Raw genomic sequence first — 15487 nt, 5'->3', positions numbered from 1 at the left:
GGGTTCACGCGTGGAATCCGCATCTATATAATCTGCCGAATCGGCTCTGCGCCTTCAACGCCGACTAACCGTTGGTCGAGGCCGCGGTAGAAATACGACAACTTATTGGGGTCGAATCCGAGTTGGGTTAACACCGTTGCGTGGAGGTTTTTCACGTGAAAACGATCTTCCACAGCGGCCGAACCGAGTTCGTCAGTTTGGCCGACGCTCGTGCCGCCTTTGATCCCGCCGCCGGCCATCCACATGGTGAAGCCGTAGCTGTTGTGATCGCGGCCGGTGCCTTTGGCGTATTCGGCGGTGGGTTGGCGGCCGAATTCGCCGCCCCAAATAATGAGCGTTTCGTCGAGCAAACCGCGCTGTTCAAGATCTTTCAGCAAACCGGCGATCGGTTGGTCGGTGTTGCCGGCGTGGTAATTGTGATTTTTTTCGAGGTCGCCGTGAGCGTCCCAGTTGGCGTCGTTGTGGTTGCCGCCACTGTAGATTTGAATGAACCGCACGCCGCGTTCCACGAGCCGTCGTGCGAGCAAACATTTGCGGCCAAAATCACGCGTTCGGTTTTGGTCGAGGCCATAGAGATTGTGAATGTGCGCTGGTTCGCTATCAAAATCCACCGCCTCGGGCGCGCTCATTTGCATTTTGTACGCCAGCTCATAACTGGCAATGCGGGCAGCGAGGTTGGAATTGTCCGTGCGCGTGCTGAGATGGCGGTTGTTGAAGCGGCCTAACGCGTCGAGCATCGTGCGCTGTTCCTCGCGCTTCATGCCGCGCGCGTTTTTCAAATCCAGAATCGCCGTGCCGCTGGCATTCACAGTGACCCCTTGATACGCGGCGGGCATATAACCGCTCGTCCAATTCTTTGCGCCGCTGATGGGGCCGCCGGTGGGATCGAGCATCACCACGTAGCCGGGGAGGTTTTCATTTTCGCTGCCGAGGCCGTAATTTACCCACGAACCCAACGAAGGTTTGCCGCTGAGCAAGTGGCCGGAATTCATCATCAACATCGCCGAGCCGTGGATGGGCGAGTCGGCGGTCATCGAATGCAAAAACGCAATCTTATCCGCTTGCTGACCGACGTGCGGGAAAAGATCGCTGATGTGTTTGCCGCATTGGCCGTATTGCTTGAACTTCCATTTCGGGCCCACCACGCGCCCGCCCTTTTTCTTGCCGCCGCGCCCGAAGGTTTTCACCTCAATCGTTTTGCCATCGAGCGGATACAGCTTGGGCTTGTAGTCAAACGTATCCATATGGCTCGGGCCGCCGTACATAAACAGAAAAATCACGTGCTTCGCCTTCGCCGGCAACGGCGGATTCTTAGGCGCGAGCGGATTCGCCCACGGCGTCTTGCCATCTGCCGCCATCGCTTGGCGTGCGAGAAAGCCGTCCCCCGCCATCATCCCCGTCAACGCCAACGACGAAAAGCCGCCGCCCACCTGATGCAAAAATTCCCGTCGCGAGGTCTGCCCGCAGAACGTGTTCGTTGGTTTGTCTGTGTTTGCCATTAGCTTTTTTATTTTAACAATGATGGGCAGGATGAACAGGATAATGAATCCTAAATATCGTGCTTTTCTGTGTTCAATTGTGTTCAGCTCAAGTAAATAAATTCATTCATCTTTCCTTCGCCTCAATCTCAGCCTGAATCTTAGCCGCTAACTCTCGAATCCCTTGCATCTCCGGGGAGTCAATTATTTCGGATGGATATCTGTCGGCGTCGACATCTTTCATTTGCACTTCCAGAAAGAGGAGTTGTTTATCAATCGAATCACCATACACGGACCCTTTTTCCAATGCGTCCCCCAGCCCACAATCATCATACAATTGGCAATGAGCCTCAACGAATGAGGAAACATTACTCCCCGCCTCTCCTGTGGACAACCATAGCTTTTCCTGAAGCTCCTTGTTGCTGAGCTCCTCCAAACATTCACGCACACGCTGTTTGTTTACCCATCTCACTTTTTCTTTTTTTTACCACAGAGACACAGAGAGCACAGAGAATTTGGTTTTTAATCTCTGTGCTCTCTGTGGTTCATTCAATCCAAGTATACAAATTCATTCAGGTTCAGCACCAACAAACAGAAGCGTTGCAGGGCTTTGTTTTTGTCAGCGCCTTTTTTGGTGAAATGTTCGATGAGCTTCAGTCCGTCGGTGATGTCGGTTTGGGTGGCAGGGCGGCTGGTGGCGAGGGTTAGGGCGCGGGTGACTTGGGCGCGAAGGTCGTTGGGTTGTTCTTCCTGCAGACGGAGGGCGAGGACTTCGGCGGAGTCATTCAGGAATTTGCTGTTCATCATCGTAAGGGTTTGGGTGGGGACGGTGGTGACGAAGCGGACGTCGCAGGTGTTGTCGGTGTCCGCCCAGTCGAAGGCGGCGAGGAAGGGTTCGTTTAGGGAGCGTTTCACGAAGATGTAAACGCTGCGGCGAACGGCGTCTTCCTTGGAACTGCGGCCCCACGCGGCGCCGGGGCGCGAGGCGGTATTAGCAACTTCGGCGGGGATCTCGGTGTAAATGCTGGGGCCGGACATTTTTAAGTTCAACTGACCGGTGAGGTTGAGAATGGAGTCGCGGATTTCCTCGGCGGTAAGGCGACGCATATCGAACCGCCAGAAGAAGTCGTTGTTCGGGTCGGCAGCCAGCGCGGCCTTGTTACCGGTGGTGGACATTTGATAAGTGCGGCTCAGCATAATGACCTTGTGCATGCGCTTGAGTTTCCAACCGCCTTCGACCAAGTCAGCAGCAAGCCAGTTAAGCAGCTCCGGATGCGTGGGTTGTTCGCCAATGAATCCGAAATTATTTGAGCTGCGCACGATGCCGCGACCGAAGTGATGCTGCCAGAGGCGATTAGCCATCACCTTGGCGGTCATTGGATTATTCTTGCTGGCGATCCACTCGGCAAGCACGCGGCGTTTGCCCGAGGTTTTTCCGGAGTCGTAATCCTTCGGGATGCTCGCCTCGGGTACACCCAGGATTTGCGGGAACGATGGCCCCACTTCATCGCCGTGCAATTGCGGGTTGCCGCGCTTGAGCACCCAAGTTTGTTGCCGGCCACGCTCTGCAACGGCCATGGCAAATTCATCCTTCACCTCAAATTTTTGTTTCTCAAGGTTGGCCAACTGCTGGTTCAGTTGATTGTACTCAGCGAGCTTGGCTTCCCCGAGAATCTCCTTGCCGTGAAGCCGCGCGAGCAAAGGCACGGGCGTGATATTGTAATCCACCAGCAATCCGGCATCGATGTATTGACCGCCGACGGTTTGTTGGCAATGAATGGCGAGCGTGTTGCGGCCGGTCTGCATTACGTCGATCGCAGCCGCGGTGATATCCAAATCATGGTAGCGATTGGTGTGACCCTTGAGCGTCTTGACGAGCTTGCCGTTCAGGTAGACTTGCGCATCCTCATCATGGTGGATACGCAGGACGAGCTTGCCGGGAATTTCCACCAGCCGAAAATCCTTGCGCAACCAAATATCCTTCGTGTGCCACTCTGTGCGCACGTGGCTGCCGGGGGTGCCTTTGCGGCCAAAGCCGGACCAATCTTTTTTCCACGCGCGATCGTCGTAGGCAATTTCGAACCAGTTGTCGCCGGGCTTCTCAAATGTGTACTCCCAGATCTGGCCCTTGCCGCGCGAGGCGTCCGGCAAAGCAAACGGGTTGTTTAACTTCTTGGTATCCTTGGGAGCCTTCTCCTTGAGGGCGGGGTTTTTCTTGGCCAGTTCATCAAGCAACTGTTCCTCGATTGGATCAATCTTGGCCTGAACCTGCTGGATTTGCTTCTGATGCGCAGTGCGTTTTACCGCCATCTCCTTCTTTGTATTGGGGTCAGTAATAGGCACGTGATTGGTCGCGCCCTTGCCATGCGGAGAAATGTCGCTGAAAAACGACAGCAGCGAATAGTAGTCCTTCTGTGGAATGGGATCGATCTTGTGATCGTGGCAACGCGCGCAGCCGACCGTCATGCCGAGAAACGTCTCGCTCGTTGTGCGCAAAATATCATCGAGATAATCGTAGCGTGCCAGCGGCCGGTCGGCGGGTTCGTCGTCCCAAATGCCGAGCCGATAAAAACCCGTGGCCGTGATGGAGTCGCCCGTCATATCGGGTAATTCATCGCCGGCGATTTGTTCCATGATGAATCGGTCATACGGCTTGTCTTCGTTGAAGGCGCGAATGACGTAGTCGCGAAATTTCCAGATGAGATCCTTTTTGCTGTCGCGCTCGTAGCCGTTGGTCTCGGCGAAGCGCACAAGGTCGAGCCAATGCCGGCCCCACTTCTCGCCGTACTGCGGCATGGCCAGCAACCGGTCGATGACTTTCTCAAACGCCTTGGGCGATTTGTCGTTCACAAAGGCCGTCACTTCCTTTGGCGAAGGCGGCAGGCCAATGAGATCGTAATACGCGCGCCGAATGAGCTGGCGTTTGTCGGCCGGTCCATTGGGCGAAAGTTTTTTGCGCTGCAACTGGTCGAACACAAATGCATCAATGGCGGTTCGGCTCCAGTCTGCGTTGGCCACCTTGGGCACGGACGGGCGGGCGATTTTTTGGTACGCCCAGTAAGCGCGCGTGCGGGCATTGATCTGCGTGTTGGGCAGCTTGTGCGGCTCGTCGTTGCCGGCGATTTCCAGCTTGGGATTGAATGGCGCGCCCAGCTTCACCCATTGCGTAAGTGCATCGATTTGCGCTTGCGGCAGCTTCGCCTTGGGCGGCATTTCGTGGTCGCCATCGCGATAGGAAATCATGTCGAGTAAAAGGCTCTTCTCCGGCTCCTTGAGATTAATCGCCGGCCCAATCTCGCCCCCCTTCAAAAGCCCAGCGCGGCTGGTGATGCGGAAGTCGCCCTTGAGCTTCTCTTTCGCCCCATGGCAGTTGAAACAATTGGCTTTGAGAATGGGGAAAATCTTTTGGCCAAAAAACTCAGCCTTGGCTGCATCGGAAAGTTCCTGTGCCGATAGCACCACGGGCATCACCAGAATAGTCAGTAACAATCGTATCCAGTATTTCATCGGATTGGTCATTCGCGGAACACTTTGAATATACCTCAAACGGGAAAATCTGTCTTGCATTCTTTCGGCCTTTTTTATTATTAATGCGACATGCGAGGGCAATTGTCTCCAGCTCAATTTCAGCTATGATAAGCACCAGAGAGGTTCAAAAACGGCGCCGCGTTTTGTTGAATGCGCTCAGTTCGTCTACTCCTGTCTATCATCTTTTCGACTGTATTGAGAATATCTCCTTCTTTGCCAAGGATCGCGAAGGGGTGCTCTTGGCGGCCAATCAGTTTCTGGTTGAGTTGTATGAATTTAGAACCGAAGCGGAGTTGATCGGCCATACGGATTTCGACCTGCTGCCACGCCGGTTGGCGGAAAAATTCCGTCGCGATGACCTGCAGATCATGGAACGCCGCAAGCCGGTCACCAAGATTGTGGAAATTTTCCTCAATCGTCAGGGCATCCCGTCGTGGTTTATCACATCAAAATATCCCATCCTCTCCAAGACCGGCCAAGTGCTCGGCGTGATGGGTATCATTCAGGACTATCACCAACGTCTCGAATTATTCTCCGGCGAGCAAAGCATGGCCCGCGTGATGAACCATTTGCATGCTCAATTTCGCGACAAGCTGTCCATCCGTAAATTGGCTGAAATGGGCGGAATTTCGTTGCGGCAGTTTGAGCGACGGTTTCAGGATCATTTCAACCTGACCCCGCAGCAGTATCTCATCAAGCTGCGCATTCATGAATCATGTGATTTGTTGATGCAACCCAACCTGAACATTGGCACCATCGCGCTTGACCTTGGCTTTTACGACCAAAGCTCCTTCACCGTGCAGTTTAAGAAAGCCATGGGCCTTACGCCGCTGCAGTACCGCAAGCAGTTCCTCTAACCCTCATTCACCTAAATCCAAAAACTGAACGCAAACCGGCATAGGGATTTTAACTGAATGGCCTGTGGGCTTCAGCTCGCCGGTATCTTGGTTAATATGAAAAGTGAAAACATCACCGCTGGATTGATTAGCGGCAATTAGAAAATTTCCCGTGGGATCAATGCCAAAATTGCGAGGTGTCTTTCCCAAGGTGGACTGATGCTGAACGGCTTTAAGCGTTCCGGTATCCTGATTAATTTGGAATACAGCAATCGTATTGTGACCACGATTTGAGCCATACAAAAACTTTCCACTTGGGTGCACCCGAACCTCCGCCGTGCTCATCCCCTTCCCTCGTTCTACCGGTAGCGTGGTGATGGTCTGCAACTCACCCAGCTTACCTTTCCTCTCGTCCCATGCGAAAGCGGTCACGGTAAGCGTAATCTCATTGATTACATAAGCAAATTTACCATTAGGGTGAAACGCAAAGTGCCTTGGCCCGGCTCCGGGAGCCACCTTGGCAAAACCTGCGGGAGTCAGATTACCGCCTTTCGAATCAAAACCGTAAACCAGAACCTTATCTAGACCAAGATCCGCTGCCACCGCAAACTTGTTACTCGGTGAAACATTAATGGAATGGCCGTGGGGAGAAGCCTGCCTAGGTTTCAATACGCTTGAACCCTTATGCTGGACAAACGAGGAAGCTTTAAGTAACCGCCCTTTTCGTGAGATCGGCAAACTAGCCACACTGCCGCCGGTATAGTTGGCCACGAGAACGTTTCGGCCGGTGGCATCAACCACCAGATGACATGGTGCCCCACCCTTGGAGGATTGTTGGTTGAGGAACGTTAACGCACCGGATTTTGGATCAATTGAATACGCACTCACTCCTCCGGCTTTCTCACCCTTGTAATTGCCAATCTCATTAACCGCATAGAGAAATTTTTTATTGGGATGGATGGCGAGGAATGAAGGGTTCTTTTGCCCGGCCAATTTGCCAACCGCCGCAAGTTTGCCCGTTGCCAATTCCAGCTTTAGCCAATGAATGCCCTGCTCCTCTGTCTTGGTGTAGGTGCCGATATAAACCAGAAACTCCTTTGGAGCCGCCTGAAGGTGGAAAACAAAAATACTGGCTAGAATCAGTGAAAACGTGCGCATATATGATTATGGGCCGAGCTGCAATGGTTCTGCAATTTTTTTAAAAAATAATTTGCTCCCGACCGCTTTCCACTTGCATTAAGCAACAAAACAGACTTAAAATCGCGCAAATGAAACAACTGCTTTTCCCAATAATCGCTGCAGCCATCGCGTTGCCCGCCTTGGCAGCTGACAAAAATAAGATTCAGGAACCCTCCGCCAAAGAAGCCTCCGGCACCTACCTTGGGGTTGCGATGGGCGAAATTCCGCCTCTCACCCGCGCGCAGCTCGGCCTGCCCGAAGGCATTGGCGTATCCGTAGGACACGTGGCCAAAGGAAGCCCGGCAGAAAAAGCCGGCCTCAAGGTGAATGACATCATCACCCAGCTTGAAGATCAGCTCATTATCAATAGTCAGCAATTACAGACGCTCATCCACACCAAGAAACCCGGCGACGAAGTGACGCTCACTTTTTTGCGCAAAGGCAAAGAGCACAAGGCCAAAGCCAAGCTCGCCAAGGGGTCACTCGCCGCGCGTACGCCGCAAGCCTTGCGTTTGCAGAACGGCCAGTTGAGGCCCTTCAATCTGCCCAACGGCGCAGAAGGCCAGTGGAAACAATTCAATTTTCCCAACGGACTGGGCCAGGGGCAAATGAGAATGTTCAAACTGAACCCGCAAAATCTCAATCAGTTGAACGAGCAGTTGAAAAACATCCCCGGCGTGAATCCGGCGGATTTGAAAAAAATGCTCGAAGCTCAAGGCCTGCAATTCGGTCCCGCTATCCCGAACGGGCCAAACGGAAATGGCGCCAGAGAATTCAAGTTCCACTTCAACTTTCCTGGTGGAGGAAATAAGGGCGACCTCGACCCCAAAGACCCGAACGTCAACGTCCGCAAACAAGTGATGACCAGCGTCACCATCAGCGATAACACCGGCTCGTACACGCTCACCACGAAGAACGGCAAAAAAACCTTCAGCGCAAAGGATCCCGACGGCGCGGAATCATTCACCGGCCCGGTGGATACGAAGAAACAACGCGACTCGCTCGACCGCGATCTCTTCAAAAAACTCGAGCAACTCGAGGGCATGGGCGCCGGCAAAGGCGGCATCCGGCTGAACGGGCTGAACCTGAATGGCGGCAATTTCAAGTTCGACAAAAATTTTGATTTCAAAATCGAACCGTTCAAACCTGCGCCAAAGCAAGCGCCAAAGAAACCGCGCTCGGATGCGTAATTAATAATCCCGATCTGTCTAGCGGGAATCTTTCTCCGGACGATCACCAAGGCCGGTGGGAGGTTCCGCTTCCTCCGGTCTTTTTATTTCCACCGCGCCCACATTGCTCACATCACTCGAACGAATATGCAAATCACGTTGCGGGAAGGGAATCTCGATATCATTTTCGCGCAATTTTTTCTCGATGGCGAAATTGATGGTGCTGATAAATCGCCGCGGTCGCGTGGTCATCGAAGCCGTCCACAGCGCCAATTCAAAATTCAGCGAATTGTCGCCGAATTCGGAAAACAGCACCGACGGCTTCGGATCTTTCAACGTCTTCGGATTTTCATCGGCAATTTCCAGCAACAGTTTTTTCAGCAACTCGATGTCCGACCCATACGCCACGCCCACCGGCACGCGAATACGCACTTTCGGATCACCGTGACTCCAGTTGGTGACCGTTTGCGAAATAAAATCCGCGTTGGGCACGATCATCGTGATGTTGTCATTGGTAATCACCGTCGTGCTACGAAGGCTGATTTTTACCACGCGCCCGGCGATGCCACTCACCTCCACCCGATCGCCAATGGTGATGGGCCGCTCGGCAAAAATAATGATGCCGCTCACAAAATTGTTGATGATATTTTGCAGGCCGAAGCCCACACCCACACTGATGCCGCCGGCGATGAGCGCCAGCGAGCTGAGGTCGATCCCTACAAACTGCATCGACATGTACCAGCCGATGACAATGAACACGTAACCAAGAATGCGCGCGATGCCGTATTCGAGCGCCTCAGGAAAATCCGTCTTCTCAAAAATGCGCATAATCACCCGCTCGCGCACCACTTTTTCCATCACCAACACCACCGCAAACAGCAGCCCTAAAATCAGCAAACTTTGCAGCGTGAGACTGCCGTCGCCCATTTTAATGAGCGGATAAGTCAGAATATCCCGAATAATTTCCCAAGTACGTTCCATACAAAAACTGACTGATGAGTAAAGCAAACCCCGCACAAATTCAACGAACAATGTTGGCAAAGCCGACGTCCATCATTACCCTATCTCGAAAATGAAACGATTCATCCCAGTGTTTGCCGTGCTGCTGGTCGGCTGTCACACGCCCGATCCGGCCAACGTTAGCGCGTACGCCAAATACATTTCCCACGCTGCCCCCGGCAAGGAAGGCAACCTGCCCTTCACCGCACTCATCCCCAAAAAGGCCACCGGCGCAGCGCAGTTTCTCAAGGAACATCCGCAGTACGATGGCCGCGGCGTGGTGGTGGCCATCTTCGATACCGGCGTGGATCCCGGCGCGCCCGGACTGCAAACCACTCCCGACGGCCGGCCCAAGATTGTGGACGTCATTGATGGTTCCGGCAGTGGCGACGTGCGCACCACCACCGTGCGCGAACTCAAAAACGGCAAACTCACCGGCCTCACCGGCCGCACGCTCACGCTGCCCAAAGCGTGGAAGAGTCGCGATAAAACATACCGCGTCGGCATGGTGGAAGCGTGGCGCATTTTCCCGCGCGATCTCGTCAGCCGCCTCAAAACCAAACGCCGCGAAGCGTGGGACATCCAACAACGCAAACGCACCGAGGGGATTGAGCGCACCATCGCTAATTGGGACAAAGCCAACCCGAAGCCCACCCAAGAACAAATGCTCCAACGCGATGACCTGAACGCCAGACTCGTCCAGCTCAAATCGCTGCAAGCCAAGTACCGCGATCCCGGCCCCATTTACGACTGCCTTGTTTTCCACGACGGCAAACAGTGGAACGCCAGCGTGGACACTGATGAGGACGGCGATTTCTCCAACGAAAAACAAATGACCAATTTCCGCGTGAACCGCGATTACGGCACCTTCGGCGGCGAGGCGCAGATGAATTTTGCCACCAACATTTATCGCGATGGCGATTTACTTTCGATCGTGGTCGATTGCGGCGCGCACGGCACCCACGTGGCCGGCATTGTGGCGGCGCATTTTCCCAAGCAACCCGAGCTCAACGGCCTCGCGCCCGGCGCGCAGATTGTTTCTGTGAAAATCGGCGACACCCGTCTTGGCTCCAGCTCCACCGCTACCGGCCAAATGCGCGGGATCATTTCCGTGTTGCAAAACAAATGTGACCTTATCAATATGAGCTACGGTGGCCCGTCATCGCGCCCGAATGTCGGCCGCATTTACACCGAATACGCGAACATCGTAAACCGCCACGGCGTCATCTTTTGCGCCAGCGCGGGCAACAACGGCCCGGCGTTGTCCACCGTCGGTTCCCCCGGCGGCACCACCAGCGCGCTGCTCGGCATTGGGGCGAGTGTCACCCCACAAATGATGCTCGACCAATACGGCATGCGCGCCACACGCAAAGATATGCAATACACCTGGAGCTCGCGCGGGCCCGCGCTCGATGGCGACCTCGGCGTAGATCTCACCGCGCCCGGCGGTGCCATCGCCCCCGTGCCCAATTGGTTGCTGCGCCGCAATACGCAAATGAACGGCACCTCGATGTCCTCCCCCAATGCCTGCGGCAACATCGCGCTGCTGCTCTCCGCGCTGAAATCTGAAAAAGCCAATTGCACGCCCCATCGCGTGCGCCGCGCGCTGGAAAACACGGCCAAGCCGATTGGCGGTTTGTCGCCGCACGAACAAGGGCGCGGAATGATCCAAATTCACAAGGCGTATGATTGGCTGAAAAATAATCCGGCCGTGACGGACAGTGATTTCAAATTTGACGTCAGCATTCGGTCACGCGGCAATGCCCGTGGAATTTATTTGCGCGAGCCTTTTGAGGTGAAACGTGTTCATTCTGTTTCAGTAACATTAAAACCGGTGTTTCATCGGGACACAAAGCCCACGGAGAAAATCAATTTTGAAAAACGTTTACTGCTCCATTGCGAAGCCGACTGGGTGGAACACGCCAGCCAAATCCTGCTCGCCAATGATTCCGAACGGATCACGGTAGAAGTCGACCCCACCGGCCTCGCGCCCGGCGTGCATTATACCGAAGTGGTGGGTACCGACGCCGATGCGCCCCAAGGCGGCGCGCTCGTGCGCGTGCCGGTCACGGTCATCATTCCTGAACAAGTTGAGGGCGCAAAATGGAAAGCAACGCTTACGTTCAAAGGCGGCGATACCACGCGCCGGTTTCTCGCTGTGCCGACGGGGGCCACGTGGGCCGATCTCCACGTGCGCACGATCAGGGCCGGCACGGATCAGCGGATCACAATGCACGCGGTGCAGTTGTTGCCGGGGTTGTCTTTCCGCGCTGGCGAAGCGGAACGCTACATCACACTGCGCGAAGGTGCAGAGCGCGTGGAGAGTTTCGCCGTTACCGGCGGCCGTACGTTGGAACTTTGCCTCGCGCAATATTGGTCCAGCCTCGGCGAGGCGGAAGCGGAATTCACGCTGCAATTTCACGGGCTCGTTCCCGCCAGCGAAGTGGTTTCGATGGATGGAAATGATTTGACCGACAGCGTGGTGGTCACCGCACCGCTGCGCGATGAACGAGTCTCACCTTCGGGCTCATTCAAAACGTGGCGCCGCTCGGTGCGTCCGACGAATGCGGTAATCCGGCCGCTGGATCCCGTGCGCGATCGCTTGGATGACGAGGAGCAAATCCACGAAATGATGATCACATACAACTTCGACCAAGCCAATCCTGCGCGAGTGACGCCCGTGCTCACGGTGGATTACAATGATGGCTCGGATTATTTTTTTGAGTCCGGCGTATGGCAGTTATTCGATGCACAAAAGCGCCGCCTCGGCAGCGGCTCACACAATGATCCTGTGAGCCTCGCCAAAGGCAAACACGTGCTGCGCTATCACGTGCGTCATCCGGACAAAAAATTACTCGAGCGTTTTCAACATTCGCTTTTGATGCTCGATCAACCCGCCTCGCGCGCCGTTTCACTGGCCTTCCACGAACACGCCGAAGGAGCGATCCGCGGCACGGCGCGCTTTGCCGCACGCACACTCCGGCGCGGCGATTCAATTCGTCTTCACTTCGCCATCCCAAAACACGCGCAACTGTCTTCCGGTGTAAAGCCCGGCGACATATTGCGCGGCGAAATTCAGTACGGCGGCAACACCGACGGCCTCAACGGTGTCGGCCAAAAGCCGGGTGGTTTCCCCGTGCAATACATCGTGCCCGCCGCGCGCAATTCGTTCCCCTCCACCCAACCCAAAGTCGTGCCCGCCAAAAAACCGGAACCCAAAAAACTCACCGACGAAGAAAAGCTCGCAGAAAAAAATCTCGAACTCGCACTGGCCAAACTCAAACCGCTTGACCCCGTCAAGGACGCCGATGCGATCCTGAAGGCCACCGATGCCGTCCTCAAACTTCTCGACCTTGACGGACTCCAGCAATATCTCGGCACCCCCGCCGATGAAACTGCTGCCGACAAAGATGCTTTGAAGAAGAAATGGGATGCTCACAAAGCAGCGCTCATCACCGCCCTCCGCGCCCAAGCCCGGGTGAGACTCGCCCAAGCCAAAGCCGACAAGAAAACCATCGCCGCATTTGAAGCCGCTTGGAAAAAACTCATCCGCTGGAGCCCCGCCACCGATGCCGCCAATGCGGAGCTCTTGCTCGAAAGCGAACTGCTCCACGAACGCCTCGGAAACGCCGTAAAAATTCTCGCCGCCAAGATTTCCAAATCCCCCGAATCCCGGGCTCATTACGAAAAACGTGCCGAACTCCTCGGTAAAATCGGCTGGACTGAATGGCAAGCCCACGAGAAAAAGTCCCTGCTCGTGCGGTTCCCTAGCGAATATCCACCGTTCTAAAAATTGACCGCGGATTTTTTGATTCCCTTTTCTCCGCTAACCCCCTACTTTCCGGCGCTTTCCGCCCTCGAATGGCGCGGAACCCATTATGCCCATTGCCACACCCACGCAATACGCTGCGATGCTCGATGCCGCCCAAGCGGGCGACTACGCTTATCCCGCCGTTAACGTCACCTCCATCACCACCATCAACGCCGCGCTCAAGGCCTTTGCCGACGCGAAATCCGATGGCATCATTCAGTTCTCCACCGGCGGCGGCCAGTTCGCTTCGGGCCTCAATGTGAAGGACGCCACCTTTGGCTGCATCGTCCTCGCCGAGGCAGCCCATCGGCTCGCGGAAAAATATGACGTGCTCATCGGTCTGCACACCGATCATTGCCAACCGGAAGTAGCCGCTGATTTTCTCAAACCGCTCATCGCCGAAACCGCCAAGCGCCGCGCTGCCGGAAATGGAAATCTTTTCCAAAGCCATATGCTCGATGCCTCGATTTTGCCATTAGAAGAAAATATGGCGATCTCGAAGGAATACCTCGAGCTGTGCGCCGCCAATGAGATCATTCTCGAAGTCGAAGCCGGCGTCGTCGGCGGCGAAGAAGATGGCTCCGCCGGCAGCGACGACACGCCCGCCGAAAAACTTTACACCACGCCCGAGGATATGCTCACCGTGTACGAAAGCCTCAACGGCCTTGGCCGGTACATGTTCGCCGCCACCTTCGGTAATGTGCACGGCGCGTACAAACCCGGCGCGGTGAAGCTCAGCCCCGAGATTCTCAAGCAAGGGCAGGACGCCGTCATCGGTAAACACGGCGAGACCGCGAAGTTCGATTTGGTTTTCCACGGCGGCAGCGGCTCCGAGAAACATCAAATTAAAGAGACCCTCGAATACGGTGTCATCAAAATGAACATCGACACCGACACGCAATACAGTTTCACCCGCCCCATTGCCGACCACGTGATGACGAATTACGAAGGCGTGCTGAAAATCGACGGAGAAGTCGGCAGCAAAAAGGTTTATGACCCGCGCTCCTACCTGAAGAAGGGCGAGGAAGCGATGGCCGCTCGCCTTGTGGAAGCCTGTGACGATCTTGAGAGCACCGGCAAATCCATCGCCGGGACAGTATAATTATTTCGGCAAGCACTCCTTCAACAACGCATCTCTCCGCTTACGCAAATCGTTGAAGAGCTTCGGATGCTGCGCCTTGAGATTCGCCTTCTCATGCGGATCCTGCGCGAGATTGAAGAGAAACTGTTCCCCCTCCGCCGTCTCCAAAAATTTCCAGTCCCCCTGTCGCAATGCCGTCCACTCGCCGCGCTTCAACTCGGCGTGGGAGCCGGTGTGCCAGAGGAGCTCGCGAGCGGGCAAAGTCTTCTGCACGCCCGATAAAATACCGGTGATATTTCGGCCATCCACCGGCCGGTCACCGAGATTTACTTTCCCAAGCGCGCAGAGCGTCGGGAACAAATCCAGCGCGCTCAACACCGCATCACTCATGCTGCCGGCCTTGATTTTTCCCGGCCAACGCATCAGGCAGGGCACGCGAATGCCGCCCTCGAAGAGCGTCGCCTTCTCGCCGCGGAAGGGCTTGTTGCTCCCGCCGAATTCATAATCACCACCGTGGTCGGTCATGAAAATCACCAGCGTGTCACGCTCCTGCCCGTTGGCTTTCAGCGCCGCCAACACGCGGCCGATGCCGTCGTCCAAATTCACCACCTTCGCCGCGAACGCCCGCCGGATGGGATCGGTGATGTGCCCGACGCGAGACAAATCCTTCGGGTGCGGCTGCATGATATTCACCGCCAGTTTCTTCGTCGGATCCCAGCCCTTGCCGAAGTGCGGCGCGTTATAAGCGAGGTGCAGGAAAAACGGCTGGCCCTTATTCTGCCGCTTCAAAAACGCCACCGCCTCATCGGTGATTAATTCCGTCGCGTAGCCGTATTCGTCCACGTGTTTCTCGCCGTGATACCAGTCCCGCTGAATGCCGTACCGCATGGTGTAAAAATCAATGCACCCGCCCGTGTGCCCAATGAATTCCGCGAACCCATGCCGCGTGGGCAGAAACGCATTCGCGCCGTGGCCGAGATGCCACTTGCCAATCAGCGCCGTATGATAGCCTCCCTTGCGCAACAACGTCGGAAACGTCACCTCGCCTTTTTGAATCCCCCGTTTTTTATCCCCGAGAAACATCAGCGCACTTAACAGCCCGTCACGCGACCGCGTGGGAAACTGTCCCGTCAACAACCCAAACCGCGACGGTGTGCAAATCGAGGACGCCACATACCACTGCGAAAACTTCACCCCATCCCGCGCCAGTGAATCGATATGCGGCGTGGCGATCTCACTGCCATACGCCCCCACATCATTCATCCCCTGGTCATCAGTGAAGATGAGCACGACATTCGGCCGTTCCGCTGCGGGCAACAGCAACGCCAGACATCCTGCTAGTATTAAACTCCATTGCATCATAATTATTCAGTCACTCAACGTTTGTTGGCCTTTCCTTCGCTTGA

At 55.2% G+C, this 15487-nt stretch carries 10 protein-coding genes; 4 read left to right on the top strand and 6 right to left on the bottom strand.

The window, feature by feature from the left end; translation table 11 throughout:
• Positions 1–23 precede the first annotated feature (23 nt).
• From H8E27_06685 to H8E27_06675, 3 genes are all read right to left on the bottom strand, one after another.
• Positions 24–1499, bottom strand: a complete 1476-nt coding sequence (locus tag H8E27_06685) for a DUF1501 domain-containing protein (protein ID MBC8325296.1) — start codon at positions 1497–1499, stop codon at positions 24–26.
• A gap of 106 nt (positions 1500–1605) precedes the next feature.
• Positions 1606–1950, bottom strand: a complete 345-nt coding sequence (locus tag H8E27_06680; GenBank protein ID MBC8325295.1) for a hypothetical protein — start codon at positions 1948–1950, stop codon at positions 1606–1608.
• A 77-nt stretch (positions 1951–2027) separates the two neighbouring features.
• Positions 2028–4997, bottom strand: a complete 2970-nt coding sequence (locus H8E27_06675) for a DUF1553 domain-containing protein (protein ID MBC8325294.1) — start codon at positions 4995–4997, stop codon at positions 2028–2030.
• A gap of 113 nt (positions 4998–5110) precedes the next feature.
• Here H8E27_06675 and H8E27_06670 point away from each other — a divergent pair, with 113 nt between their 5' ends.
• Positions 5111–5863: an AraC family transcriptional regulator gene (locus H8E27_06670; protein MBC8325293.1), complete on the top strand. Its 753-nt coding sequence runs from the start codon at positions 5111–5113 to the stop codon at positions 5861–5863.
• Positions 5864–5866: 3 nt separating this feature from the next.
• Here the strand turns inward: H8E27_06670 and H8E27_06665 are convergent, their stop codons facing one another.
• On the bottom strand, positions 5867–7000 hold the full coding sequence (locus H8E27_06665; GenBank protein ID MBC8325292.1) for a lactonase family protein: 1134 nt from the start codon (positions 6998–7000) through the stop codon (positions 5867–5869).
• 110 nt (positions 7001–7110) lie between these two features.
• Between H8E27_06665 and H8E27_06660 the strand changes: the two genes are divergently transcribed.
• Positions 7111–8211, top strand: coding sequence for a PDZ domain-containing protein (locus H8E27_06660; GenBank protein MBC8325291.1), 1101 nt, complete (start codon positions 7111–7113; stop codon positions 8209–8211).
• 18 nt (positions 8212–8229) lie between these two features.
• On the opposite strand, the gene H8E27_06655 is transcribed toward H8E27_06660, so the two are convergent.
• Positions 8230–9171: a mechanosensitive ion channel gene (locus H8E27_06655; GenBank protein ID MBC8325290.1), complete on the bottom strand. Its 942-nt coding sequence runs from the start codon at positions 9169–9171 to the stop codon at positions 8230–8232.
• Positions 9172–9262: 91 nt separating this feature from the next.
• On the opposite strand from H8E27_06655, the gene H8E27_06650 reads away from it, so the two are divergent.
• Positions 9263–12979 (top strand): S8 family serine peptidase, encoded by a 3717-nt coding sequence (locus tag H8E27_06650; GenBank protein MBC8325289.1) that lies wholly within the window; start codon positions 9263–9265, stop codon positions 12977–12979.
• 88 nt (positions 12980–13067) lie between these two features.
• A complete protein-coding gene (fbaA, locus tag H8E27_06645) occupies positions 13068–14102 on the top strand; it encodes a class II fructose-bisphosphate aldolase (GenBank protein MBC8325288.1) in 1035 nt (344 codons plus the stop codon).
• Here fbaA and H8E27_06640 read toward each other — a convergent pair whose 3' ends face one another.
• Positions 14103–15443 carry a sulfatase-like hydrolase/transferase gene (locus H8E27_06640; protein ID MBC8325287.1) on the bottom strand — a complete coding sequence of 447 codons (1341 nt, stop codon included), beginning with the start codon at positions 15441–15443 and terminating at the stop codon, positions 14103–14105.
• Positions 15444–15487 lie beyond the last annotated feature (44 nt).

The sequence above is a fragment of the Limisphaerales bacterium genome (assembly GCA_014382585.1).
GTDB lineage: Bacteria > Verrucomicrobiota > Verrucomicrobiia > Limisphaerales > UBA1100 > JACNJL01.
The sequence above is the reverse complement of the archived record's forward strand: the minus strand, read 5'-3'. Positions and strand labels throughout refer to the sequence as shown.